Origin of the sequence: Klebsiella sp. ZJOU C1 (assembly GCF_035620215.1) — a bacterium.
In the GTDB taxonomy this organism is placed as follows: Bacteria; Pseudomonadota; Gammaproteobacteria; order Enterobacterales; family Enterobacteriaceae; genus Klebsiella; species Klebsiella variicola.
Genome location: NZ_CP141644.1, coordinates 4,773,937 through 4,799,478 on the forward strand (window position 1 = coordinate 4,773,937; position 25,542 = coordinate 4,799,478).

22 protein-coding genes and 1 pseudogene are annotated in these 25,542 nt (G+C 61.0%); 14 read left to right on the forward strand and 9 right to left on the reverse strand.

Annotated elements, in window-relative coordinates; all coding sequences use genetic code 11:
- Window positions 1–40 precede the first annotated feature (40 nt).
- Genes SPE70_RS22870 through SPE70_RS22885 form a run of 4 tightly spaced genes read left to right on the forward strand, consistent with a single transcriptional unit; the run spans window position 41 to window position 2,559 of the window.
- On the forward strand, window positions 41–469 hold the full coding sequence (locus SPE70_RS22870) for a GlcG/HbpS family heme-binding protein (protein WP_022065621.1): 429 nt from the start codon (window positions 41–43) through the stop codon (window positions 467–469).
- 21 nt (window positions 470–490) lie between these two features.
- Window positions 491–1,654: a 1,3-propanediol dehydrogenase gene (dhaT, locus tag SPE70_RS22875; protein WP_022065620.1), complete on the forward strand. Its 1,164-nt coding sequence runs from the start codon at window positions 491–493 to the stop codon at window positions 1,652–1,654.
- A 20-nt stretch (window positions 1,655–1,674) separates the two neighbouring features.
- On the forward strand, window positions 1,675–2,028 hold the full coding sequence (locus tag SPE70_RS22880) for a glycerol dehydratase reactivase beta/small subunit family protein (RefSeq protein WP_002917678.1): 354 nt from the start codon (window positions 1,675–1,677) through the stop codon (window positions 2,026–2,028).
- Window positions 2,029–2,559 carry a cob(I)yrinic acid a,c-diamide adenosyltransferase gene (locus SPE70_RS22885; protein WP_022065619.1) on the forward strand — a complete coding sequence of 177 codons (531 nt, stop codon included), beginning with the start codon at window positions 2,029–2,031 and terminating at the stop codon, window positions 2,557–2,559. It begins immediately after the preceding gene.
- On the opposite strand, the gene dhaR is transcribed toward SPE70_RS22885, so the two are convergent.
- Together dhaR and SPE70_RS22895 are read right to left on the reverse strand one after the other, a co-directional pair.
- A complete protein-coding gene (gene dhaR / locus SPE70_RS22890) occupies window positions 2,537–4,462 on the reverse strand; it encodes a dihydroxyacetone kinase operon transcriptional regulator DhaR (RefSeq protein ID WP_022065618.1) in 1,926 nt (641 codons plus the stop codon). The genes SPE70_RS22885 and dhaR overlap by 23 nt on opposite strands.
- A gap of 101 nt (window positions 4,463–4,563) precedes the next feature.
- The gene (locus SPE70_RS22895) at window positions 4,564–5,661 is read right to left on the reverse strand and encodes a glycerol dehydrogenase (RefSeq protein WP_008806556.1); all 1,098 of its coding nucleotides are present in this window, start codon (window positions 5,659–5,661) and stop codon (window positions 4,564–4,566) included.
- A 251-nt stretch (window positions 5,662–5,912) separates the two neighbouring features.
- On the opposite strand from SPE70_RS22895, the pseudogene SPE70_RS22900 reads away from it, so the two are divergent.
- The 5 genes and pseudogenes from SPE70_RS22900 (at window position 5,913) to SPE70_RS22920 (ending at window position 11,141) form a co-directional block, all read left to right on the forward strand.
- A pseudogene (locus SPE70_RS22900) lies at window positions 5,913–6,115 on the forward strand (hypothetical protein).
- Window positions 6,116–6,270: 155 nt separating this feature from the next.
- Window positions 6,271–7,341: a dihydroxyacetone kinase subunit DhaK gene (gene dhaK / locus SPE70_RS22905; protein ID WP_012540516.1), complete on the forward strand. Its 1,071-nt coding sequence runs from the start codon at window positions 6,271–6,273 to the stop codon at window positions 7,339–7,341.
- A gap of 10 nt (window positions 7,342–7,351) precedes the next feature.
- Window positions 7,352–7,984 (forward strand): dihydroxyacetone kinase subunit DhaL, encoded by a 633-nt coding sequence (gene dhaL, locus SPE70_RS22910; protein WP_008806558.1) that lies wholly within the window; start codon window positions 7,352–7,354, stop codon window positions 7,982–7,984.
- A gap of 10 nt (window positions 7,985–7,994) precedes the next feature.
- Entirely contained in the window at window positions 7,995–9,416 is a 1,422-nt protein-coding gene (gene dhaM / locus SPE70_RS22915) for a dihydroxyacetone kinase phosphoryl donor subunit DhaM (RefSeq protein WP_064169993.1), read from the forward strand.
- Window positions 9,417–9,491: 75 nt separating this feature from the next.
- Window positions 9,492–11,141, forward strand: a complete 1,650-nt coding sequence (locus SPE70_RS22920) for a glycerone kinase (RefSeq protein ID WP_086512104.1) — start codon at window positions 9,492–9,494, stop codon at window positions 11,139–11,141.
- Window positions 11,142–11,344: 203 nt separating this feature from the next.
- Here the strand turns inward: SPE70_RS22920 and SPE70_RS22925 are convergent, their stop codons facing one another.
- The gene (locus tag SPE70_RS22925) at window positions 11,345–12,121 is read right to left on the reverse strand and encodes a siderophore-interacting protein (protein ID WP_165453582.1); all 777 of its coding nucleotides are present in this window, start codon (window positions 12,119–12,121) and stop codon (window positions 11,345–11,347) included.
- A gap of 237 nt (window positions 12,122–12,358) precedes the next feature.
- On the opposite strand from SPE70_RS22925, the gene SPE70_RS22930 reads away from it, so the two are divergent.
- Both SPE70_RS22930 and ygjG read left to right on the forward strand, forming a co-directional pair.
- Entirely contained in the window at window positions 12,359–12,913 is a 555-nt protein-coding gene (locus SPE70_RS22930) for a PadR family transcriptional regulator (protein WP_008806562.1), read from the forward strand.
- Window positions 12,914–13,170: 257 nt separating this feature from the next.
- Window positions 13,171–14,550: a putrescine aminotransferase gene (ygjG, locus tag SPE70_RS22935; RefSeq protein WP_012540512.1), complete on the forward strand. Its 1,380-nt coding sequence runs from the start codon at window positions 13,171–13,173 to the stop codon at window positions 14,548–14,550.
- 47 nt (window positions 14,551–14,597) lie between these two features.
- On the opposite strand, the gene lsrG is transcribed toward ygjG, so the two are convergent.
- Genes lsrG through lsrA form a run of 6 tightly spaced genes read right to left on the reverse strand, consistent with a single transcriptional unit; the run spans window position 14,598 to window position 20,310 of the window.
- Window positions 14,598–14,894 (reverse strand): (4S)-4-hydroxy-5-phosphonooxypentane-2,3-dione isomerase, encoded by a 297-nt coding sequence (lsrG, locus tag SPE70_RS22940; RefSeq protein ID WP_002917723.1) that lies wholly within the window; start codon window positions 14,892–14,894, stop codon window positions 14,598–14,600.
- Complete coding sequence (gene lsrF, locus SPE70_RS22945) at window positions 14,891–15,778, reverse strand: 3-hydroxy-5-phosphonooxypentane-2,4-dione thiolase (protein ID WP_012967199.1); 888 nt, start codon at window positions 15,776–15,778, stop codon at window positions 14,891–14,893. The genes lsrG and lsrF overlap by 4 nt, the downstream gene beginning before the upstream one ends.
- An 11-nt stretch (window positions 15,779–15,789) precedes the next feature.
- Window positions 15,790–16,791, reverse strand: a complete 1,002-nt coding sequence (gene lsrB, locus SPE70_RS22950) for an autoinducer 2 ABC transporter substrate-binding protein LsrB (protein WP_324726414.1) — start codon at window positions 16,789–16,791, stop codon at window positions 15,790–15,792.
- 1 nt (window position 16,792) lies between these two features.
- The gene (gene lsrD, locus SPE70_RS22955) at window positions 16,793–17,791 is read right to left on the reverse strand and encodes an autoinducer 2 ABC transporter permease LsrD (RefSeq protein ID WP_064169990.1); all 999 of its coding nucleotides are present in this window, start codon (window positions 17,789–17,791) and stop codon (window positions 16,793–16,795) included.
- The gene (lsrC, locus tag SPE70_RS22960) at window positions 17,792–18,826 is read right to left on the reverse strand and encodes an autoinducer 2 ABC transporter permease LsrC (RefSeq protein ID WP_004174225.1); all 1,035 of its coding nucleotides are present in this window, start codon (window positions 18,824–18,826) and stop codon (window positions 17,792–17,794) included.
- The gene (gene lsrA / locus SPE70_RS22965) at window positions 18,823–20,310 is read right to left on the reverse strand and encodes an autoinducer 2 ABC transporter ATP-binding protein LsrA (protein WP_063105752.1); all 1,488 of its coding nucleotides are present in this window, start codon (window positions 20,308–20,310) and stop codon (window positions 18,823–18,825) included. The genes lsrC and lsrA overlap by 4 nt, the downstream gene beginning before the upstream one ends.
- A gap of 218 nt (window positions 20,311–20,528) precedes the next feature.
- On the opposite strand from lsrA, the gene lsrR reads away from it, so the two are divergent.
- The 3 genes from lsrR to SPE70_RS22980 all read left to right on the forward strand — a co-directional run bounded on the left by lsrR (window position 20,529) and on the right by SPE70_RS22980 (window position 25,339).
- The gene (gene lsrR, locus SPE70_RS22970) at window positions 20,529–21,500 is read left to right on the forward strand and encodes a transcriptional regulator LsrR (RefSeq protein WP_012540508.1); all 972 of its coding nucleotides are present in this window, start codon (window positions 20,529–20,531) and stop codon (window positions 21,498–21,500) included.
- Window positions 21,501–21,537: 37 nt separating this feature from the next.
- Window positions 21,538–23,136, forward strand: a complete 1,599-nt coding sequence (gene lsrK, locus SPE70_RS22975) for an autoinducer-2 kinase (protein ID WP_016161858.1) — start codon at window positions 21,538–21,540, stop codon at window positions 23,134–23,136.
- Between the two features lie 181 nt (window positions 23,137–23,317).
- Window positions 23,318–25,339, forward strand: a complete 2,022-nt coding sequence (locus SPE70_RS22980) for an NADPH-dependent 2,4-dienoyl-CoA reductase (protein ID WP_064169989.1) — start codon at window positions 23,318–23,320, stop codon at window positions 25,337–25,339.
- Window positions 25,340–25,542: the final 203 nt, after the last annotated feature.

Below are 25,542 nucleotides of genomic sequence, written 5' to 3' on the forward strand. Positions count from 1 at the left end.
GACTATTCGCGCCAGCGTTATCCTGGTGCGGGAGAGAATGATGAACAAGAGCCAACAAGTTCAGACAATCACCCTGGCCGCCGCCCAGCAAATGGCGGCGGCGGTGGAAAAAAAAGCCACTGAGATCAAGGTGGCGGTGGTGTTTTCCGTGGTTGACCGCGGAGGCAACACGCTGCTTATCCAGCGGATGGACGAAGCCTTCGTCTCCAGCTGCGATATTTCCCTGAATAAAGCCTGGAGCGCCTGCAGCCTGAAGCAAGGTACCCATGAAATTACGTCAGCGGTCCAGCCAGGACAATCTTTGTATGGTCTTCAGCTAACCAACCAACAGCGAATTATTATTTTTGGCGGCGGCCTGCCAGTTATTTTTAATGAGCAGGTAATTGGCGCCGTCGGCGTTAGCGGAGGTACGGTCGAGCAGGATAAATTATTAGCCCAGTGCGCCCTGGATTGTTTTTCCGCATTATAACATGAAGCGAGAAGGTATATTATGAGCTATCGTATGTTTGATTATCTGGTGCCAAACGTTAACTTTTTTGGCCCCAACGCCATTTCCGTAGTCGGCGAACGCTGCCAGTTGCTGGGGGGGAAAAAAGCCCTGCTGGTCACCGACAAAGGCCTGCGGGCAATTAAAGATGGCGCGGTGGACAAAACCCTGCATTATCTGCGGGAGGCCGGGATCGAGGTGGCGATCTTTGACGGCGTCGAGCCGAACCCGAAAGACACCAACGTGCGTGACGGCCTCGCCGTGTTTCGCCACGAACAGTGCGACATCATCGTCACCGTGGGCGGCGGCAGCCCGCACGACTGCGGTAAAGGCATCGGCATCGCCGCCACCCATGAGGGCGATCTGTACCAGTATGCGGGAATCGAGACCCTGACCAACCCGCTGCCGCCTATCGTCGCGGTCAACACCACTGCCGGCACCGCCAGCGAGGTCACCCGCCACTGCGTCCTGACCAACACCCAAACCAAAGTGAAGTTTGTGATCGTCAGCTGGCGCAACCTGCCATCGGTCTCCATCAACGATCCGCTGCTAATGATCGGTAAACCTGCCGCCCTGACCGCGGCGACCGGGATGGATGCCCTGACCCACGCCGTAGAGGCCTATATCTCCAAAGACGCTAACCCGGTGACGGACGCCGCCGCCATGCAGGCGATCCGCCTCATCGCCCGCAACCTGCGCCAGGCCGTGGCCCTCGGCAGCAATCTGCAGGCGCGGGAAAACATGGCCTATGCCTCTCTGCTGGCCGGGATGGCTTTCAATAACGCCAACCTCGGCTACGTGCACGCCATGGCGCACCAGCTGGGCGGCCTGTACGACATGCCGCACGGCGTGGCCAACGCTGTTCTGCTGCCGCATGTGGCCCGCTACAACCTGATCGCCAATCCGGAGAAATTCGCCGATATCGCTGAACTGATGGGCGAAAATATCACCGGACTGTCCACCCTCGACGCGGCGGAAAAAGCCATCGCCGCTATCACGCGTTTGTCGATGGATATCGGTATTCCGCAGCATCTGCGCGATCTGGGAGTAAAAGAGGCCGACTTCCCCTACATGGCGGAGATGGCTCTGAAAGACGGCAATGCGTTCTCGAACCCGCGTAAAGGCAACGAGCAGGAGATTGCCGCGATTTTCCGCCAGGCATTCTGAGTGTTAACGAGGGGGCCGTCATGTCGCTTTCACCGCCAGGCGTACGCCTGTTTTACGATCCGCGCGGGCACCATGCCGGCGCCATCAATGAGCTGTGCTGGGGGCTGGAGGAGCAGGGGGTCCCCTGCCAGACCATAACCTATGACGGAGGCGGTGACGCCGCTGCGCTGGGCGCCCTGGCGGCCAGAAGCTCGCCCCTGCGGGTGGGTATCGGGCTCAGCGCGTCCGGCGAGATAGCCCTCACTCATGCCCAGCTGCCGGCGGACGCGCCGCTGGCTACCGGACACGTCACCGATAGCGACGATCATCTGCGTACGCTCGGCGCCAACGCCGGGCAGCTGGTTAAAGTCCTGCCGTTAAGTGAGAGAAACTGAATGTACCGTATCTATACCCGCACCGGGGATAAAGGCACCACCGCCCTGTACGGCGGCAGCCGCATCGAGAAAGACCATATTCGCGTCGAGGCCTACGGCACCGTCGATGAACTGATATCCCAGCTGGGCGTCTGCTACGCCACGACCCGCGACGCCGGGCTGCGGGAAAGCCTGCACCATATTCAGCAGACGCTGTTTGTGCTGGGGGCTGAACTGGCCAGCGATGCGCGGGGCCTGACCCGCCTGAGCCAGACGATCGGCGAAGAGGAGATCACCGCCCTGGAGCGGCTTATCGACCGCAATATGGCCGAGAGCGGCCCGTTAAAACAGTTCGTGATCCCGGGGAAGAATCTCGCCTCTGCCCAGCTGCACGTGGCGCGCACCCAGTCCCGTCGGCTCGAACGCCTGCTGACGGCCATGGACCGCGTGCATCCGCTCCGCGACGCGCTCAAACGCTACAGCAATCGCCTGTCGGATACCCTGTTCTCCATGGCGCGTATCGAGGAGACTAGGCCTGATGCTTGCGCTTGAACTGGCTGGCGTCAATATCGTACTGCTTCATTTTGCGCCACAGGGTGGTGCGGCCGATATTGAGCAGCTGCGACATCTCCTGCACCCGCCCGCTGGTCACTCGGGCGGCGTGAATAATAGCTTCCTTTTCGATGGCGCTAAAGGTCAGGCTGGCCGGCAGCAGCGATGACGCGCTATCCCCGCCCGGCCGCTCGGAAAAGAGATATTCCGGCAGATTACTCAGGCGAATGTGGCCGTTGTCGCTGCTGATGGCGATATTCTCAATGACACTGTTGAGCTCAAAATCATTCCCCGGCCACGAGTAGGCCACCAGCTGCGCCAGCGCGTCATCGTCCACTTTCAGTCGCGAAGAGAAACGCTTCTCCAGGCTCTTCAACCGGTTATGCACCAGCGACGGAATACTGTTGCGTCGGGCGCGCAGCGGCGGGATGACGATCTCGAACGAGTGCAGCGCATAGTACAGCTGGCGGCTAAAGCGGTTCTGCTCCACCAGGTTGGCCAGATCGACGGTGGTGGTGGCGATCACCTTCACATCCACCGGGATCAGGCGCCGGGCGTCAAGGCGGGTGAGCACTCCCTGCTTAATGACCTGCAGCAGAGCCGACTGCAGCTCCGGCGCCAGATACTCAATCTTTTCCAGAAACAGGGTGCCGCCGTTGGCCAGCTCAAGCCGGCTCAGGCGACCATTTTCATCATCAGTGGGGGCGCTGCCCATAAAGTCCTGGCCCAACACGCTGTCGGCATACAGCTGGCAGTTGACGGCGATGTAGGGGCCGCCCGCCCGCTCGCTTTCATTGTGGATGGCCTGGCTCAGCAGCTCTTTCCCGACCCCCTCTTCGCCGCACAGCAGCACCGGGAAGCCGCCGCGCGCCGCCTGGCGGCCAAAGTGGATCAGGCGCCGGGTTTCCGGATCGTCAGCAGACATCTGCTCAAAGGTGTGGCTGACTTTACCGAGCTGGCTGGTCATCAGCTGCCGCATCTGCTCCACCGGGTGCAGGAGCAGGATAAAGCTGTTGCCTTGCGCCTCGACAATCGGTTTTAAGGTGATCACCGCGTCGACAAACTGATGCTGGCTTTCAAAGGTGACTTCGACGTGATTCAGGCCGCGGGCGTGTTTGATGGCGCGGCGCAGCAGCGCCGGGAGGGTCACCAGATCGGCGATATTTTTCCCCTGGCTGGCCTGGGCATCAAGATGCAGCAGTCTCGCCGCCTGAACATTGAGAAACTGCAGGACGCCCTGCTCGTTCCACGCCATCACCCCATCGTCCATGCTCTCCAGCAGGCCGTACATCTGATTGAGGTGGCGGTTGGATTCCGCCAGCAGGCTGTCGGTGAGCAGGGAATTGCCCACCTCGCGGGCGATGGCCAGCGTCAGGGAAAGGTCGGCGCTGGATTGATTCTCCACCAGGCAACCGAGGGAGATGGAGCCGAATAGCCGCCCGTGATTATCAAACACCGGCGTCGAACAAAAGCTCCATGGCTGCAGGGCCTGCTTAAAATGCCGATCGCCGGCGGTGTTGATCGGCTGCCCCTGCATCGCGGCCAGCGACAGCGCGCAGGTGCCGATAATGCTCTCCGCGCAGTAGCTGCCGTCGCGAAATCCCAGGTCAGCCAGCTGGGCCAGCGTTTGCGGTTCGCCGCAGCGGCTCAGGATGCAGGCGGTCTCATCAAGAATAAACAGCGCGCAGGGGCGACCGTCCATAAACTCCCAGGCGTCCTCCAGCGCCGCCTGACCGATGGTCAGCAGCGCGGTTTTACGCCGACAGATGGAGTCGAAGGTCAGGCCCTGGGCCTGGTGCGGCTTTTGCCAGGTTTCACGCTGCATAAACTTGCTGCAGCGATGCCATGACTGGGCGATGACGGCAGAGACCGCCTTCCCGGTATCCTGAGTCTGAACAGTCATACTGTTTTCCGCGTTTTACCATAGAGAACCCCTCCGGCAGCCACTGCCAGAGGGGAGAAAGAAAAACCGCCGACCGGCGCCAGCGGTTTAGCCACCGCGAATTAACGCGCCAGCCACTGCTGGCCTAACAGATCGGCGGTGAGGATAGCGGCGTGCACACTCTCCGGGGTCACCGCGAACGGCATATTGTGGATGGTCTCCCCTTCCGCGCAGGTGGCTTTCGCCACCGCGGCGATTTTCGCGTCGATCCCCTCTTTGACGCCCATCTGCGCGAGGGTCACCGGCAGGCCGACGCGCTGGCAGAAGCCCAGCACCGTTTCAATCTCATCCATCGGGCTGTTCTGCAGCACCAGCTGCGCCAGGGTACCGAAGGCCACTTTCTCACCGTGATACAGATGGTGGCACTCTTCCAGAATGGTGAAGCCGTTGTGGATCGCGTGGGCGGCGGCCAGGCCGCTGCTTTCAAAGCCAATGCCGCTGAGGTAGGTGTTCGCCTCGATGATGCGCTCCAGCGCTTCGGTCACTACCCCGGCCTGTGCCGCCAGACGGGCCTTTTCGCCCTCCGCCAGCAGCGTATCATAGCACAGGCGGGCCAGGCTCAGCGCCGCCTCGGTGGACTGCCCCCCGGCCATGCTGGTGGCGCGCGCATCGTAGCAGGCCTTGGCCTCGAACCAGGTGGAGAGCGCATCGCCCATGCCGGAGACCAGCAGGCGTACCGGCGCTTTGGCGATAATCGCCGTGTCCATCACCACCATATCCGGGTTTTTCGGATAGATCAGATACTCTTCAAACTCGCCCGCTTCGGTGTAGATCACCGACAGCGCGCTGGTTGGCGCATCGGTCGAGGCGATGGTCGGGATCACCACCACCGGCAGCTTCTGGTAGTAACCGATCGCCTTCGCGGTATCGAGGGTTTTACCGCCGCCGATGCCAACCACGCCGCGGCAGCCCTGTTTTTGCAAAATCGCCATCAGACGGTTAATTTCCGCATGGCTGCATTCACCGTTAAACCGTTCCGCATGGCAGCGAATATCGTGACTCTGCAGGCCATTCACCACTTTCTCTCCCGCCAGCTTCATCACGAAATCGTCGGCGATGACGAAGAAGCTCTCCGCCAGGTTTTTGGCATATTGACCGAACAGGACAGCAGCATCAGGACCCTGAAGATATTTGGCTGGAGATTGAATAACTTTTAGCATTCCTTTCACCCTCAAATAAGTGCGCATGTAGACATGAAGAGCCCTGGCGTTATCCGCGCCGGCCGGAAAACGCGGCCTGAACGGAACGGTACCGGAGCAGTGCGATCACTGTAGGGCCGGCAGGGAACAAAAAAATCTTTCGCCTTTTTGTTCTGATATGAAACACAGGTTAATTTTTTACGTTCCATATTGGAACAAAAAACCCTGTTCTCTGTCAGGATTGCGATCCCGATCCGCTCATCTGCCGCATAATACCCTTACCATCCCCCCTTTTCGGCCTTTTTTTCTCCCGCAGCCGGCAGAAAATCAGCAAAAATTTTTTCCCACCCGCTTCGCCAGCCATCCTGACCGCCGCTTATGACAGAAGAAAAAAAGCGCGCCAGCTCGCATTTTCACCGTATCCTCGGCAAAAACGTTCCATAAAGAAACAAAATCAGGAAGCAATGTTTCGTAATGAAACCCGATCGTCGGGGCATTCTTTTTTTCGTCCGCTCAGCCAGAATCATCATATCGCCAGGCACGCTCCACCGTCAGACGATACCCCTACGCGATGACCGCCTCCGCCAGCAGAGAGGCCGCATCGAACCTTCTCCAACGGAGCACTGAATAATGAAAAAGCTGATTAACCGTGTTGAAGATGTACTGAATGAACAATTACAGGGGCTGGCTAAAGCCCATCCGCAGCTGACCCTGCATCAGGACCCGCTATATGTGACCCGCACCGACGCGCCGGTGGCCGGCAAGGTGGCCTTGCTCTCCGGCGGCGGCAGCGGACATGAGCCGATGCACTGCGGCTATATCGGCCAGGGCATGCTCTCTGGCGCCTGCCCGGGGGAAATCTTCACCTCGCCGACGCCGGACAAAATGTTCGAATGCGCGATGCAAATTGACGGCGGCGAAGGCGTTCTGCTGATTATCAAAAACTACACCGGCGACATCCTGAACTTCGAAACCGCCACCGAGCTGCTGCATGAAAGCGGCATTAAAGTCACCACCGTAGTGGTCGACGACGACGTGGCGGTGAAAGACAGTCTCTATACCGCTGGTCGCCGCGGCGTCGCCAATACCGTGTTGATCGAAAAACTGGTCGGCGCCGCCGCCGAGCGCGGCGACTCGCTGGAAGCCTGCGCTGAACTGGGCCGCCGCCTGAACAATCTCGGCCACTCGATTGGTATCGCTCTCGGCGCCTGCACCGTACCGGCCGCCGGGCAGCCCTCCTTTACGCTGAAAGATGACGAGATGGAGTTCGGCGTCGGCATCCATGGCGAGCCGGGTATCGACCGCCGCCGCTTCAGCTCGCTCGACCAAACCGTCGATGAGATGTTCGATACCCTGCTGGAGAATGGCGCCTACAGCCGCACGCTGCGCCAGTGGGATACCGTCAAGGGCGCGTGGCAGGAAGTGAAGCAGAGCAAAACCGCGCTGCAAAACGGCGACCGGGTCATCGCGCTGGTCAATAACCTCGGCGCCACCCCGCTGTCCGAACTGTACGGCGTGTATCACCGTCTCGCCCAGCGCTGCGAAGCGTCTGGCATCATCATCGAACGCAACCTCATCGGCAGCTACTGCACCTCGCTGGATATGTCGGGCTTCTCCATCACCCTGCTGAAAGTGGATGACGAGACGCTGACGCTATGGGACGCCCCGGTTCATACCCCGGCGCTGAACTGGGGAAACTAAGGAGCACGACATGTCACTGAACAGAACGCAAATCGTCGACTGGCTATACCGCTGCGGCGACATTTTCACCAAAGAGAGCGATTTTCTCACCGGCCTCGATAAAGAGATCGGCGACGCCGACCACGGTCTCAATATGCACCGCGGCTTTAGTAAAGTGGTCGAAAAGCTGCCGTCGATCGCCGATAAAGACATCGGCTTTATCCTGAAAAACACCGGCATGACGCTGCTCTCCAACGTCGGCGGCGCCAGCGGCCCGCTGTTCGGCACCTTCTTCATTCGCGCCGCGCAGGTCACTCAGGCCCACCAGAGCCTGACCCTCGACGAACTGTACCTGATGATCCGCGAAGGCGCGGACGGGGTGGTCAACCGCGGCAAAGCGGAGCCAGGGGATAAAACCATGTGCGACGTCTGGCTGCCGGTGGCGGACTCCCTGCGCCAGTCCAGCGAGCAGCACCTGTCGATCGCCGCCGCGCTGGATGCCGCCTGCGAAGTGGCCGAGCGTGCGGCCCACGCCACCATCACCATGCAGGCGCGTAAAGGCCGCGCCAGCTATCTCGGCGAGCGCAGCATCGGACATCAGGATCCCGGCGCAACCTCGGTGCTATTTATGGTTCAGATGCTGGCCGCCGCCGCCAAAGAGTAAGGAAATCGCGATGGTAAACCTGGTTATTGTTTCTCATAGCGCCCGGCTGGGCGAAGGTGTCGGAGAACTGGCCCGGCAGATGTTAATCAACGATGGCTGCAAACTGGCGATCGCCGCCGGGATCGACGATCCCGACAGCCCGATCGGCACCGATCCGCTTAAAGTCATGGAGGCGATCGAATCCGTCGCCGATACCGATCACGTGCTGGTGATGATGGATATCGGCAGCGCGTTGCTCAGCGCCGAAACCGCCCTCGATCTGCTCGATCCGGCGATTGCCGCGAAGGTGCGGCTGTGCGCCGCGCCGCTGGTGGAGGGGACGCTGGCGGCCACCGTCAGCGCTGCCTCCGGCGCCGGGATCGACAAGGTGATCGCCGACGCCATGAGCGCCCTGGAGGCCAAGCGGGTTCAGCTGGGTTTACCTTCGCCAACTTCTGACGCCGCGCCGGCGCCGACGCTTGCCGACGATGGCGACACAAAATCGGTTTCAGTTATTATTAACAACCACAACGGCCTGCACGTGCGTCCAGCGTCGAAGCTGGTCGCCGCGCTGGCGGGTTTTAACGCCGATCTGCTGCTGGAGAAAAACGGGAAGTGCGTCAAACCGGACAGCCTCAACCAAATCGCGCTATTGCAGGTCCGCCGCAACGATAAGCTGCGCCTGCTGGCCCGCGGTCCGGATGCCGACGCGGCGCTGGCGGCGTTTCAGACGCTGGCCGCCGATAACTTCGGTGAATCGCCTGCGGGGCAACCGGCAGCGGCTCCGGCAACGCCCGAGCGCGTCGAAGGCGCAGCCCTGCGCTATCCGCTGGCCCTGATCCAGCCGCTCCGCCCGGCTGCCGCCGATGCTGCCCGCGAGCAGCAGCGCCTGCGCCAGGCCATCGACCAGACGCTGGCGGATCTTATCGCCCTGACCGAGCTGGCGGAAAATAAATTTAACGCCGATATCGCGGCGATCTTCGCCGGGCACCACACCCTGCTCGACGATGACGATCTGTTTGATGCCGCCAACGATCGTCTGCTCACCGAACAATGCTCGGCGGAATGGGCGTGGCATCAGGTGCTAATGGAGCTCAGCCAGCAGTATCGCCAGCTGGATGACCCCTACCTGCAGGCGCGCTATATCGATATCGAAGATATTCTGCAGCGCACCCTGCGCCATCTGCAGGGTATTCAGGAGACGCTGCCGACGCCCGGCGAGCCAACAATTATTATTGCCGACAACATTTATCCCTCAACCGTCTTACAACTGGATGCCAGCTTCGTTAAAGGCCTGTGCCTGCGCGATGGCAGCGAACAGGCTCACGGCGCGATTATCGCCCGCGCGGCGGGGATCGCCTGGCTGAGCCAGCAGGGCGAGGCACTGAACAGCGTGCAGCCCGGCGAGACTATCGTGCTCGATATGCGTAACCAGCGCCTTATCCGTGACTAAAATTCACGTTGACCGTTACCGCTCCGGGGGCCTGCCTCCGGAGGGGGAGTTTTCGCTTACTCTTCAGGAACCACTATGTCTCAATTCTTTTTTAACCAGCGCGCCAGCCTCGTCAACGATGTGATTGAGGGTACCATTATCGCCAGCCCGTGGAATAACCTCGCCCGTCTGGAGAGCGACCCGGCGATCCGGGTGGTGGTCCGTCGCGATCTGAATAAAAACAACGTGGCGGTGATCTCCGGCGGCGGCGCCGGCCATGAACCGGCGCACGTCGGCTTTATTGGTAAAGGCATGCTGACCGCCGCGGTCTGCGGCGATCTGTTCGCCTCGCCGAGCGTCGACGCGGTGCTTACCGCCATTCAGGCGGTGACCGGCGAGGCGGGCTGCCTGCTGATCGTCAAAAACTACACCGGCGATCGGCTTAACTTCGGCCTGGCGGCGGAGAAAGCGCGCCGTCTCGGCTACAACGTGGAGATGCTGATCGTCGGCGACGACATTTCGCTGCCGGATAACAAGCAGCCGCGCGGCATCGCCGGGACCATTCTGGTGCATAAAGTGGCGGGCTATTTCGCCGAGCGCGGCTTCAACCTCGCCACCGTCCTGCGTGAAGCGCAATACGCCGCCAGCCATACCGCCAGCATCGGGGTGGCGCTGGCCAGCTGCCACCTGCCGCAGGAAGCCGACAGCGCGCCGCGCCATCAGGCCGGTCACGCCGAGCTGGGAATGGGCATCCACGGTGAGCCGGGCGCCTCGACGATCGCCACGCAAAACAGTGCGGAAATCGTCAACCTGATGGTGGAAAAACTGACTGCCGCCCTGCCGGAAACCGGCCGCCTGGCGGTGATGCTTAATAACCTCGGCGGCGTGTCGGTGGCTGAGATGGCGATCCTCACCCGCGAGCTGGCCAACACCCCGCTGCAGGCGCGCATTGACTGGCTGATAGGCCCGGCCTCGCTGGTGACGGCGCTGGATATGAAAGGCTTCTCGCTGAGCGCCATCGTGCTGGAGGAGGGTATTGAAAAAGCGCTGCTGTCGGACGTGGAAACCGCCGGCTGGCAGACGCCGGTGCAGCCGCGGGCAGTTAACATCATGCCGTCCACTCTCGCCAGCGCGCGCGTCGACTTTATACCATCGGGCAATCCACTGGTGGGCGATTACGTCGCGCAGGTGACCAGCACCCTCTCCGACCTTGAAGCCCATCTCAACGCGCTGGACGCCAAAGTGGGCGACGGCGATACCGGCTCCACCTTCGCCGCCGGGGCGCGCGAGATTGCCGACCTGCTGCAGCGCCAGCAGCTGCCGCTAAACGATCTGCCAACGCTCTTCGCGCTGATCGGCGAACGTCTGACGGTGGTGATGGGCGGCTCCAGCGGGGTATTGATGTCTATCTTCTTCACCGCTGCCGGGCAGAAGCTGGGACAAGGCGCCAGCGTGGCCGAGGCGCTGAACGCCGGTCTGGAACAGATGAAGTTTTACGGCGGCGCCGATGAGGGAGACCGGACGATGATCGACGCTCTGCAGCCGGCGCTGGCGGCGCTGCTGGCCGAACCGGAGAACCTGCAGGCCGCTTTTGCCGCGGCGCAGGCCGGGGCGGATCGCACCTGCCAGTCGGGCAAAGCTGGCGCCGGACGAGCGTCCTATCTCAACAGCGATAGCCTGCTCGGCAACATGGACCCCGGCGCCCATGCGGTAGCGATGGTGTTTAAGGCCCTGGCGGAACGATAAGCCTTCCCCGGTGGCGCTGCGCTTACCGGGGCTACAAATCGGCGCCAACCGTACGCAAGCCGCTATCCGGGTTTTACTGGGGCGACGTCACACCGCCGAAGAGAAGGTCGGGTAAGGCGTAAGCCGCCACCCGACAAAAAACGGCGCCAACCGTAGCCCGGATAAGGCGCAAGCCGCTATCCGGGTTTTACCACGATGGCTTTTTACTTGCTGTGCCAGTACGCCTGGGAACGCACCAGCTGCTGATCGATACTCTCGTCTTCAAAGCGCGCCAGCAGCGATTTCACCACCGCGCCTTCGCCGGTCAGCCAGATGAAATAATCCTCCGCCGGCACCTTCACCTGGGCCAGACGCTCGGCGACGAAGGCCGGGTTGTGGCCCACCACCCACTCGATGTTAAAGCCGTCGAGATCCGCCAGATAATCTTTATACGACGCATCGGCGATAGTAACGATGGCCGTCACCTGCGGCGTCACCGCCAGCTGGCGTAATCCCAGCAGACGACGGCGCAGCGCCGGCATGCCGGACTCATCGCAGACGTAGAGTTGCCAGGCATAATCTTCCGGTACCACCAGCGAGCCGCGCGGGCCGCCGATCACCAGCTTATCGCCCACTTTCGCTTCCAGCGCCCAGCGGCTGGCAATACCGCCATCGTGGATATAGAAATCGTAAGTCAGCTCATGACGTTCGGCATCGTACAGCGGCGTATAGTCACGGGTGGCAGGCCGCACGCCCTCGCCCCAGTCAATCCCCTCCTCGGTCACCTGCGGCGGGGTAAATGCCGCGCCCGGCTCGGGGAAAAAAAGCTTGGTATGATCGTCAAAGCCGTGAGAAGCGAAGCCTTCCAGCGCCTCGCCTCCCAGCACGATACGCTGGAACGCCGCGCCTGCGCGCTCCACGCGCAGCACCGTCAGCTCACGGAAACGCAGCTCATTGCGGACACGCTGCGGGTACTTGTCTGCTTTGGTTTTTGTCATCATCGATTGCCTTCGTGAACGGTAAATAGATATATCTAAACTTGATGCAAATGATAATGATTGCCAACTAAAAAGAATGCAAGTCTTTTTTTCATATAGTCAAAACAAACCGCATCAAAATCCACAGCCAGAAAATAATTACATATATATCAATATATTAAAAAATAAATAGCAACCAGCATTGCGAACATTCATTTTTTAGATATAAATTAGATATATCAAAAACAGCAGGAGGTAACCATGCGACATCATCATGAAGAGGGGCGTGGGCCACGCGGGCGCCACGGTGATCCCAGCGAACACGGCGACCATGGCCGCCGCGGCGGCGGACGTCGCCAGCGTTTCTTTGGCCACGGTGAACTGCGGCTGATCATTCTGGATATCCTCAGCCGCAACGCCAGCCATGGCTATGAGCTGATCAAAGAGATCGAAACGCTTACCCAGGGGAACTACAGCCCCAGCCCGGGGGTGATCTACCCGACGCTGGATCTGCTCCAGGACCAGGGCCTTATCAGCGTGGAAGATGACAACGGACGTAAAAAAATCGTTATCAGCGAGGAAGGAAAACAGCTGCACGCCGAGAACCAGGAGCACCTGGCCCATATCCAGGAGCGTCTGCAGGCGCGGATGGTCGGCTGCGAGCTGCGCCGGGATCCGCAGATGAAGCGCGCGCTGGAAAACTTCAAAGCGGTCCTCGACCTGAAAGTGAACCAGCAGGCCAGCAGTGCCGCCCAGCTCAAGCAGATCATCGGCATTATCGACCGGGCGGCGATGGAGATCTCTCAGCTCGACTAAGCCTCTTTTGTTACCACCGGCTGCCCCGCCCTGGGGCAGCTCGCACCACGACGGATCGCCCCGTTCATCGCCGCCAGGCAGAAAATCTCGTCAGCTCAGGAATAAAACGTGCCAATAGTGGCGCAATGAGATTAAATTTTACACATTTCGTCTTTTACTTTGCATTTATCCCGATTTTCACCGCTTCTGCCGAACTGGCGTAATCCCTGCAATACTTAATCCAGTATCGTGTGATACGTCCGCCCCAGGAGCACATTTTGAACAGGTTACCTTCCAGCGCATCGGCTCTGGCCTGCAGCGCACACGCACTGAATCTCATTGAAAAGCGCACGCTTGATCATGAGGAAATGAAAGCACTTAACCAGGAGGTCAGGGAATACTTTAAAGAGCATGTGAATCCGGGGTTTTTAGAGTATCGAAAATCGGTCACAGCCGGCGGGGATTACGGAGCCGTAGAGTGGCAAGCGGGAGGGTTAAATACGCTTGTCGACACCCAGGGACAGGAATTTATCGACTGCCTTGGTGGGTTTGGCATCTTCAATGTAGGGCACCGTAATCCAGTTGTGGTATCCGCCGTCGAGAATCAACTCGCGAAACAACCGCTTCACAGTCAGGAACTGCTGGATCCGCTACGCGCGATGCTGGCGAAAACCCTGGCAGCCTTAACGCCCGGCAAACTAAAGTACAGTTTCTTCTGCAACAGCGGTACCGAATCGGTAGAGGCGGCTATCAAGCTGGCGAAAGCCTATCAGTCGCCGCGCGGTAAATTTACCTTCATCGCCACCAGCGGCGCCTTCCACGGTAAATCGCTGGGTGCGCTGTCGGCCACCGCCAAGTCGACCTTCCGCAAACCCTTTATGCCGCTGCTGCCGGGCTTCCGCCACGTGCCGTTCGGCGATATCAACGCCATGCGCACCATGCTGAGCGAGTGCAAGAAAACCGGCGACGACGTCGCGGCGGTGATCCTCGAGCCGATTCAGGGCGAAGGGGGCGTGATCCTCCCGCCGCAGGGGTATTTGCCGGCGGTGCGTAAGCTGTGCGATGAGTTTGGCGCCCTGCTGATCCTCGACGAAGTGCAGACCGGCATGGGCCGCACCGGCAAGATGTTCGCCTGCGAGCATGAGAACGTTCAGCCCGATATTCTGTGTCTGGCGAAAGCGCTCGGCGGCGGTGTGATGCCGATCGGCGCGACGGTGGCGACGGAAGAGGTCTTCTCGGTGCTGTTCGACAACCCGTTCCTGCACACCACCACCTTCGGCGGCAACCCGTTGGCCTGTGCGGCGGCGCTGGCGACGATCAACGTGCTGTTGACGCAAAACCTGCCGGCGCAGGCGGCGCAGAAAGGCGATATGCTGCTGGACGGGTTCCGCCTGCTGGCGCAGGAGTATCCGGACCTGGTGAATGAAGTGCGCGGGAAAGGCATGCTGATGGCCATCGAGTTTGTCGATAACGAGATTGGCTACGACTTTGCCAGCGAGATGTTCAGACAGCGGGTGCTGGTCGCCGGGACGTTAAACAACGCCAAGACGATCCGCGTTGAACCGCCGCTGACCCTCACCCTGGAGCAGTGTGAGCAGGTGCTGAAAGCGGCGCGTAAGGCGCTGGCGGCCCTGCGCGTCTCGGTTGAAGAAGCGTAATAAGTGCCCTTCCCCCTCTCCCACAGGGAGAGGGGGAAGGAAAATCCTCACACCTGCGGTAACAGGCCGATAAAGCTGCGCTTCTGCCGCGGCTGCGACATCATCTCCTCCAGCTTTTCGACGCAGGCTAAATAGTGCGGCGTCTTCTTATGCGCCAGCACCGCCTCATCGTCTTTATAGGCTTCGTAGATAAAAAAGCGGGTTTTCACCTCGGGATCCTGCAGGACATCAAAGCGCAGGTTGCCCGGCTCCTGCAGCGCGCCTTCGTGGTTGGCGCGAAACACCTCAAGAAACTCATCCACCCGCTCGGGTTTAATATTGATCTCCACCAGCGTCACATTCATTTCAGCTCTCCCTGTTTCTCTTCCTGCCAGAACTGATACGCTTCGCGCGCGTTCAGATTCTCATGCACCACCTTTTTCACCGCCTTCAGCATCGCGCGCGGGGCGCTGGACTGGAAAATATTGCGCCCCATATCCACCCCGGACGCCCCCTGATCGATCGCCCGCCAGCACATCTCCAGCGCCTCATGCTCCGGCAGTTTTTTACCGCCGGCAATCACGATCGGCACCGGACAGCTGGCGGTCACTTTTTCAAAGCCTTCCTCAACGAAATAGGTCTTCACAAACTGCGCCCCCATTTCGGCGGCAATCCGGCTGGCCAGCGAGAAGTAGCGCGCATCGCGGGTCATCTCTTTGCCGACGCCGGTAACCGCCAGGACCGGCATACCGTAGCGATTGCCGGCATCCACCAGTTTGATGATGTTATTGATCGACTGATGTTCGTATTCGCTGCCGATATAGACCTGCGCCGCCACCGCGCAAACGTTGAGACGCAGCGCGTCTTCCATCGCCACCGCCACGCATTCGTTGGAGAGTTCGCTCAAAATCGAATTGCCGCCGGAGGCGCGGAGCACCACCGGCTTATTGGTGGCCGCCGGTACCTGGCTGCGCAGTACGCCGCGGGTGCACATCAGCACATCGGTGTCGGCAAACAGCGGCGCAATCGACAGGTCGATACGCTCCAGCCCGGTGGTTGGCCCCTGGAAGTAACCATGATCGAAGGCCAGCATCACCGTGCGGTTGCTGTGCGGATTAAAGATGCGCGCCATCCGCGACTGCATGCCCCAGTCCAGCGAGCCGCAGCCTTTCAGGGTATACAGCGTATTCTGCTGCGGGCGGTCGATACCGAAGTCCTTACCTTCTTTGATGTCGTCTAAATCAGCCATCTCATCCTCCATCAGAAGTCGTAGTTATTGATGTTCTCTTTGCTGAACACCACGCGCTCCGGCAGCAGCACGATACCGTTGCCCTTCGCCTCATACTGGTAGCCCTGCACGCTATTCGGTTCGACCTTCAGCGAGCCGATATCTTTCACCTCAACGCTATCGCCTACGTTAAGATCGCCCTTTTTCAGCAATCGATCGGCGACGTTAACCGCAATTTTGCCCTGCTGAACCACATCCCACAGGCCGAACGCTTTTACCGTGCCGCGCTCAACGTACGGGCGCATCACGTTCGGCGTACTAAAGCCGACGATCGCCACGCCCTGACGCTTGAGGTTCTCCGCCGCCTGCGCCGCCGCCGGCAGCGCATTGGCATCCGGCGCGATAATGGCGTCGAGATCCGGATACGCTTTTAAGATCCCCTCGGCGGTTTGCAGCGATTTGGTGGCATCGTTATAGCCAAACTGGGTGGTGACGATTTGCCACTGCGGATGCTCTTTTTCGATTTTGGCTTTGGCTTCCTTCACCCACTGGTTCTGGTCGGTCACCGTCGGGCTGGAGTAGAAAAACGCGACTTTGGCGGCAGGTTTGCTGACCTGCTTTTCCGCCATCTCCACCAGCAGGCCGCCGAGCTGCTGCGGCGTGCCCTGGTTGATATAGATGCTGCGGCACTCCGGTTTGGTATCGGAATCCCAGGTCAGGACTTTCACCCCGCGCAGCATCGCCCGCTTCAGCGCCGGGCACAGGCCGTCCGGCGAAACGGCGGAGACGATAATCGCGTTGTAGCCCTGGTTGACGAAGTTGTTGATAAGCTGCACCTGGCCGGAGACGCTGGGCTCGGTGGGGCCGTCATAGTTGACATCCACACCCAGCGCTTTCCCCGCCTCTTTCGCGCCGTTGCCGCCGCTGGTAAAGAAGCCGACGCCGACCAGCTTAGGAATAAAGGCGATGCGGTCCGCCGCTTGCGCGGTAACCACGCTCATCGCCAGCGCCAGCACGATCAGTTTTAATTTCATTTTATGCTCCGATTGTTTTATGCGAGAAAAGACGCCGCCAGGTCGCGCGCACCCATTCACGGTGCAGGCTCAGCGAACGCCCCATCACCACCACAACCAACAGCGCCCCTGACAGCGCGCTCGACACCTGGTTGGGGATGCCGACCATCTGTAAACCCTGTTGCAGATACCCCACCAGCAATGCCGCCAGCGCGGTACCCAGTATCGATCCCGAGCCGCCGTAAATATTGGCCCCGCCGAGCACCGCCGCGGTCAGCGCCGGCATCAGCAGGTCGCGGCCTAAATCCGAACGCGCCGAGCCGAAATAGGAGACCATCACCAGCGCCGCGACCGCCGAGGCGACGCCCACCAGGCCATACAGCACGTACGGGATGCCGTTCACCGACAGCGCGGCATAGCGCGCGGCGCGCGGGTTTTGCCCGAGTAAAAAGAGATGGCGGCCAAAGCGCCCGCGATGGGCCAGCAGCCAGAAGAGAAAGGTGATAATCGCGAACAGCACCAGCGGCAGCGGCAGTCCGGCGAGGGTTAAATTGGCGAAGGCGGTGAAGCTATCGGGAAAACCGCCAATCCCCTCGTAACCGGTCGCGCCGGCCATCCCGGAAAGCAACAGCGCGCCGCCGCCATACAGATACAGCGTACCAAGCGTGATCACCAGCGGGCTGATGCCGGTGTAGTGGATCAGCGCGGCGTTGAATAACCCGCACAGCAGTCCCAAGAGCAACGTCAGCGATACCGCCAGCCACAGCGGCCAGGCCGCCTGGGTCATCACCCCGAGGGCGATGGCGCACAGGCCGATGGTCGAGCCCAGCGAAATATCGATCCCGCCGCTGATGATCACCAGCGTCAGCGGCAGCGCGACGATACCGATGCAGATAAAGTCGCTGGTGCTAAAGAGCAGCATATTGAGATCCAGCATGCGCGGATTCAAGGCGCCGAATAGCAGGATTTCCGAGATCAGCAACGCCAGCAGCGCGCTTTCCCAGTTAAGCTTCAGCTTCATTTAAGCCACCTCTTTACTTTTGCGTTCGGGAAAGCGGGCAACCTGTTTCCCCCCTTTGTTACCGGGCTGGAAACGGCTGTACTTTAGCGCCCGCTGATGGCGGGCCAGCGCCTGGCGCAGGCGGCCATCGAGCACCAGCACGCCGAGCAGCACCAGACCGGCGATAAAGTCATTCCACCAGGCGGGAAGGCGGAACAGCACCAGTACGGTGTCGATTTGGGTAAGGAAAAAGGCGCCGAGAAACGCACCGAGCAGCGTACCGGTACCGCCAAGCAGCGAGATCCCGCCCAGTACGCAGGCGGCGATGGCTTTCATCTCCAGGCCGCTGCCGGTCTGATTAGGCACAAAACCAATCTGCGCGGCGAAGACGATCCCGGCGCAGGCCGCCAGCATACCGTTGAGGGTAAAGGCCAGCATCCGCGTGCGGTTGACCGCCACGCCCAGCTGGCGCGCGGCGGCGAGGTTATCGCCAACGGCGTAAAAATCACGACCAAAGGCGGTGCGCGACAGCAGCCAGCCGCCCGCCAGCAGCAGCGCCAGCACCAGCCAGCCCAGCGGCGACACGCCGATAAACGCAGGCTCCGAGAGCGATTTCAGGCTGTCGGGCAAGCCCTCGATCCATTTCCCGCCGGTCCACAGCAGCATTACCCCGCGATACAACCCCAGCGTGCCGAGCGTCGCGACGATCGCCGGAATGCGCAGCCCCACCACCAGCAGGCCGTTAAACGCCCCGGCCAGCGCGCCAATAGCCAGCGCGAAGGCGATGGCCGTCGCCAACCCGTAGCCGTTGTTCAGCGCCACGCCGACGGCGATGGCGCATAGCCCAACGGTGGAGCCTACCGACACGTCAATATTGCGGGTCAGCATCACCAGGGTCGCGCCCAATGCCAGCAGGCAGAGGATTTGCGAGCTGGCGAAAATCATCGCCAGGGTCTGCAGGCTGAAATAGGCCGGATTGAGCGCCACCAGCACAACAAAGAGCGCCACGATGGCAAAGAAGGCGCTCAGTTCGCGATTCTTGAGTAACGTTTTCATGCCTGCCCTCCGAAGGCCAGGGTCATCATGCGATCGACGGTCACCGCCTGCCGCGCCAGCTCGCCGCTGTAGCGGCCCTGATGCATCACCAGCACCCGGTCGGCCAGGCCGATGAACTCATCCAGATCGGAGGAGATCATCAGCACTGCCACATTTTGCGCGGCGACGCTTTTCAGCAGCTGATAGATATCGGCGCGGGCGGAGACATCCACGCCGCGCGTCGGCTCATCGACAATTAGCAGCAGCGGGTTGGCCTCCAGACAGCGCGCCAGCAGCACCTTTTGCTGGTTACCGCCAGAGAGAGTGCGCACCGGCTGATCGCCATCGGCCAGCTTGATCCCCAGCGCCCGGTGATAGCGCTCAACCACCGCCGCCTCCCGTTTCCCCCGCTGCCACCACGACGGCTGATTGAACATCACCGTGTTCCAGCGCACCGGCGCATCAAGAAACAGCCCCGAGACCTGGCGGTCTTCCGGCAGATAGACCAGCCCGCTGGCCAGCCGGGCTCGGGTGCTGTCATTACTAATCTCGCGATTCTCCAGCCAGATCCGCCCGGCGCGCGGTGGACGCAGGCCGTATAAGGTTTCGGCAAATTCGGTGCGCCCGGATCCCACCAGCCCGGCGAGGCCGACGATCTCCCCGGCGCGGATCTCCAGATTGAGATCGATAAAGCCTTCTCCGGTAAGATCCTCCACCCGCAGCACGGGAAAATCCTGCGCCTGGGTGCGGCGGTTGCCCGGCAGCGCCAGCCACAGCTTTTGCGTGTCGCTCAGCGTATGGTCGCGGCTGGCCGGCGTCATAGCGCTAATCAGTTGCTCATCGCGGTAAGTTGCGGTCTCGCCGCTCAGCACTACCGCCCCGTCGCGCATCACCGAAATATGGCTGGCAAGCTGGCGGATTTCGGGCAGTTTGTGCGAGATAAACACGATCCCCACGTCCAGCGCCTGTAACGCGCGGATCTGGCTAAACAACCTCTCCGTTTCCCCCGGGGTTAAAGAGGCGGTGGGTTCATCAAGGATCAGGATCCGCGCTTCGCGCATCAGGCCGCGCAGGATCTCGACCATCTGTTGATCGGCTACCTCGAGCGTGCTGGCGCTGGCATCGAGGTTGATCTGGCAGTTCAACTGCTGCAGTTTGTCCTGCAGTCGCGCGGCGGTATCCGCCCGCTTCGGCAAACGAAAGAGAATGTTCTCGCGCACGCTGAGGTTGGGAAACAGCATCGGCTCCTGCGGCACCAGATAGATGCCCAGCTGGTGGGCCAGCGCCGGGCTGAGGCGCGCAAACGCGCGGTCGCCGATCGTCAGTTCACCGCTATCCGGCGTTTCAACGCCGGCGATGATCTTCATCAACGTCGATTTACCCGCGCCGTTGCCGCCCATCAGCGCATGCACCTGGCCCGCGCCTAGTGTGAAATCAATGCCCTTGAGCACCGCAACGCCGGAGAACTGTTTGCAAATCTGGCGAGCTTCAAGCAGTGGCTTCATCATCGCGCCTCGATTGAACAAATGATTTTTAAATTTAATAATGTTCAAAAGCGTAGACGGTGAACTATATTTACAACCGTGCGAAGATCACAGTTTGGCGCTTTAGATCATCAGGAAAAAATGGGCCAGCGATGAAAGATCCGTTTTGCCAGTCGGCTCACACTTTCCGACCGCGCAATAGCGAACATATGATCTAAATTTTTATAAGAGTTCAATTTATGAGCGAAAAACGCATTACGGAAGAGAACCGCTACGCCGGGCTGGCGTTAGCCGAGGAAGAGCTGGTGGCGCGGGTGGCGTGGTGCTACTACCACGACGGCCTGACGCAAAATGACATCGGCGAGCGTTTGGGGCTGCCGCGGCTGAAGATTTCCCGTCTGCTGGAGAAAGGCCGCCAGTCCGGGGTGATCCGCGTGCAGATTAACTCGCGCTATGAGGGCTGTCTGGCGCTGGAAAGTGAACTCCAGCAGCGCTTTGGCCTCAAGATTGCCCGCGTGCTGCCGGCGCTCAACACCCCGCCGATGAATACCCGGTTGGGGATCGGCGCGGCGCAATCGCTGATGGGCATTCTGCAGCCGGGACAGCTGCTGGCGGTCGGCTTCGGTGAGGCCACCATGAGCTGCCTGCAGCATCTCAGCGGCTTTATCGGCTCGCAGCAGGTGCGGCTGGTGACCCTCTCCGGCGGCGTCGGCCCCTATATGACCGGCATCGGCCAGCTTGATGCCGCCTGCAGCGTCAGCATTATTCCGGCGCCGCTGCGGGTCTCTTCAGCGGAGGTCGCCGAGATCCTGCGCCGTGAGTCGAGCGTGCGCGACGTGATCCTCGCGGCAACGGCGGCGGACGCGGCGGTGGTTGGCATTGGCGCCATCGATCAGCGGCGCGACGCCACGATTTTACGCTCCGGCTATATCAGCGAGGGCGAACAGCTGATGTACGCGCGCAAAGGCGCGGTCGGCGACATTTTAGGTTATTTCCTGCAGGCCGACGGCCGGCCGGTAGAAGGACTGGAGATCCATCGGGAACTGCTCGGCGTAACCCTGGATGAGCTGGCGCAGCTGCCAACCATCGTCGGCGTCGCCGGGGGAGAAGAAAAAGCGCAGGCGATTTATGCCGCTCTGACTGGAAAGCGCATTAATGGCCTGGTAACGGAAGAGACAACAGCACGCGCGGTGCTCGCGCTGGCCTCCTGACGGCCTGGCGCCGCGCGACAACAGCGAGGCGCATGTCATGAGTTACCTGTTAGCGTTAGATGCCGGGACCGGCAGCATTCGGGCGGTCATTTTCGATCTTAATGGCCGCCAGCTGGCGGTAGGCCAGGCCGAATGGAAACACCTGAGCGTCGATAACGTCCCCGGCTCGATGGAGTTCGACCTTACCACCAACTGGCAGCTGGCCTGCCAGTGTATTCGCCAGGCGCTCAACGCCGCCGGGCTCTCTGCCGCCGATATTCAATCCGTCGCCTGCTGTTCGATGCGCGAAGGGATCGTCCTCTATGACCGCGACGGCGAGGCCATCTGGGCCTGCGCCAACGTCGATGCCCGCGCCAGCCGCGAAGTGGCGGAGCTTAAGGAGATCCACGACTATCGTTTTGAATCCGAGGTATACGAGGTCTCGGGACAAACCCTGGCGCTTAGCGCCATGCCGCGCCTGCTGTGGCTGGCGCACCACCGCCCCGATATCTACCGCAAAGCGGCAACCATCACCATGATCAGCGACTGGCTGGCGGCGAAGCTATCCGGCGAGCTGGCGGTCGACCCGTCAAACGCCGGCACCACCGGCATGCTCGACCTGTTTAGCCGCGACTGGCGTCCGGCGCTGCTGGATATGGCCGGGCTGCGCGCCGATATGCTGTCGCCGGTCAAAGAGACCGGTACCCTGCTGGGCGCCGTCACCGAAGCGGCGGCGCATGAGAGCGGCCTGCGCGCCGGGACGCCGGTGGTGATGGGCGGCGGCGACGTCCAGCTCGGCTGCCTGGGCCTTGGGGTGGTGCGCGCCGGGCAAACTGCGGTACTCGGCGGCACTTTCTGGCAGCAGGTGGTCAACCTGCCGCAGGTGCGTACCGATCCGCAGATGAATATTCGTGTTAATCCTCATGTCATTCCCGGCATGGCGCAGGCGGAATCGATCAGCTTCTTTACCGGCCTGACCATGCGCTGGTTTCGCGACGCCTTTTGCGCTGAAGAAAAACTGATTGCCGAGCGGCTCGGCGTCGATGCCTATTCGCTGCTGGAGGAGATGGCCAGCCGCGTCCCCGCCGGTTCCCACGGCGTGATGCCTATTTTTTCTGACGCCATGCACTTTAAGCAGTGGTACCACGCCGCGCCGTCGTTTATTAACCTCTCCATCGATCCGGAGAAGTGCAACAAAGCGACCCTGTTCCGCGCGCTGGAGGAGAACGCAGCGATTGTCTCCGCCTGCAACCTCGCGCAGATCTCCCAGTTCTCCGGGGTGACATTCGAGAGCCTGGTGTTTGCCGGCGGCGGCTCTAAAGGCGCGCTGTGGAGCCAGATCCTCAGCGACGTCACCGGCCTGCCGGTGCGGGTGCCGGTGGTTCGCGAAGCCACCGCGCTGGGCTGCGCTATCGCCGCCGGAACCGGCGCCGGACTGTATGGCGATATGGCCAGTACAGGAGAACGGTTAGTGAGCTGGCACCGCGAGTTCACCCCGAATCCGCAGCATCGCGAGCTGTATCAGGAGATGATGAGCAAATGGCAGACGGTGTACGCCGATCAGCTTGGCCTTGTCGATAGCGGGCTGACAACGTCGATGTGGCAGGCACCGGGCCTGGAGCGCCGCCAGCGCGTAGCGTCTTCCCCGTCACCCTAACCACCGGTACCGATCCGCCTTTCCCCCTCTCCCTTTGGGAGAGGGCCGGGGTGAGGGACAACGAGTTCCGTTCTTTGAATCCCATCACAATCACCGCACTCCCCTTTTCCCTTTTTCTTCGCGACGGCTAAATTAGTAACTCATCCGACCACATAACAATAATTTTACATTGGAAGCCACTATGAGCCGCTATCCGTCGCTTTTCGCCCCGCTTGAGCTGGGCTTCACAACGCTCAAAAACCGCGTGTTGATGGGCTCGATGCACACCGGGCTGGAAGAGCTGCCGGACGGCGCGCAGCGGCTGGCGGCCTTTTACGCCGAGCGCGCCCGCCACGGCGTGGCGCTGATCGTCACCGGCGGCATCGCTCCGGCGCCCTCTGGCGTCACCATGGCCGGCGGCGCGGTACTCAACGATGCCAGCCATCTGGCGCACCATCGCCATATTACCGACGCGGTACATCAGGAAGGCGGCAAAATCGCCCTGCAGATCCTGCATACCGGCCGTTACAGCTACCAGCCCGCGCTGGTGGCCCCCTCGGCGCTACAGGCGCCGATTAACCGTTTTACGCCCCATGAACTGAGCCACGATGAGATCCTGACGCTGATCGATGATTTTGCCCACTGCGCCCAGCTGGCGCGTGAAGCGGGCTATGACGGCGTCGAAGTGATGGGTTCAGAAGGCTATCTGATTAACGAATTTCTCGCCGCGCGCACCAACCAGCGCGACGACCAATGGGGCGGCGATTATGCCAGGCGCATGCGTTTCGCCATTGAAGTGGTTAAGGCGGTGCACCAGCGCGCCGGCCACGATTTCATAATCATCTACCGCCTGTCGATGCTCGATCTGGTCAACGACGGCAGCACGCTGGCGGAAGTCACCGAACTGGCCAAAGCGATTGAAGCGGCGGGAGCGACAATTATCAACACCGGGATTGGCTGGCACGAAGCGCGCATTCCGACCATCGCCACACCGGTACCGCGCGGAGCGTTCAGCTGGGTCACCCGCAAGCTGAAAGACGCGGTGTCGATCCCGTTAATCACCACCAACCGCATCAACGATCCGCAGGTCGCGGAGGATATTCTCGCTCGCGGCGATGCCGATATGGTATCGATGTCCCGCCCGTTCCTCGCCGACGCCGAATTTATGTCGAAAGCGCAGCGCGATCGCGCCGGGGAGATCAATACCTGCATCGGTTGCAACCAGGCGTGTCTCGATCGAATCTTCGTCGGCAAAGTCACCTCCTGTCTGGTCAACCCGCGCGCCTGTCATGAAACCCTGATGCCGGTCCTGCCGGCCAACGCGCCTAAACGGCTGGCGGTGGTCGGCGCCGGGCCTGCCGGTCTGGCCTTCGCCGTTAACGCCGCCGCTCGCGGTCATCACGTCACGTTGTTCGATGCGCTCCCGGAGATCGGCGGCCAGTTTAATATCGCCAAACAGATCCCCGGCAAAGAGGAGTTTCACGAGACGCTGCGTTACTACCGCACCATGCTCGATCTTCATGGTGTCGATCTACGCCTGAACACCCGCGTCACGGCAGACGATCTGCTGACGTTCGATGAGACGATCCTCGCCACCGGTATCGCCCCGCGCCTGCCGGCGATCGACGGGATCGATCATCCCAAAGTGCTGAGCTACCTGGATGTCTTGCGCGATAAAACACCGGTTGGCGAGAAGGTGGCGATTATCGGCTGCGGCGGTATCGGCTTCGACACCGCGATGTATTTAAGCCAGTCGGGCGCGGCCACCAGCCAGGATATCGGCGAGTTCTGCCGCGAATGGGGTATCGATACCAGCCTGCAAACGGCGGGAGGGCTGCATCCTGAAGGCCCGCAACTGAGTAAAAGCCCGCGACAGATTGTGATGCTACAGCGCAAAGCCAGCAAACCGGGCGAAGGGCTCGGCAAAACCACCGGTTGGATCCACCGCGCGACGCTGCTGGCGCGCGGCGTGAAAATGATCCCGGCGGTCAGCTATGAAAAGATCGATGATGAAGGGTTACATGTCACTATCGGCGGCGAGCGCCAACTGTTGGCGGTCGATCAGGTGGTGATCTGCGCCGGTCAGGAACCGCGCCGCGAGCTGGCGGAACCGCTGCGCGCGGCAGGGAAAACGGTGCATCTCATCGGCGGTTGCGACGTGGCGGCGGAGCTGGATGCGCGCCGGGCGATTGCCCAGGGCACTAAACTGGCGCTGGCGATTTAGCCCTGTCCCGGGGGCGGCGCGATGCGCCTTCCCCGGGCTACCACGATAATCCCGGACGGTAGCCCGGCTAAGGCGATAGTCGGTAGCCGGGGGGAAACAACAAAAGGAATCAGCGCTGCTCACGCACCTTCGTTGCTTTCAAAACTACGAACTTATTGTTCGTCGCAATCGTCGGTAGCCCGGCTAAGGCGACAGCCGCGAGC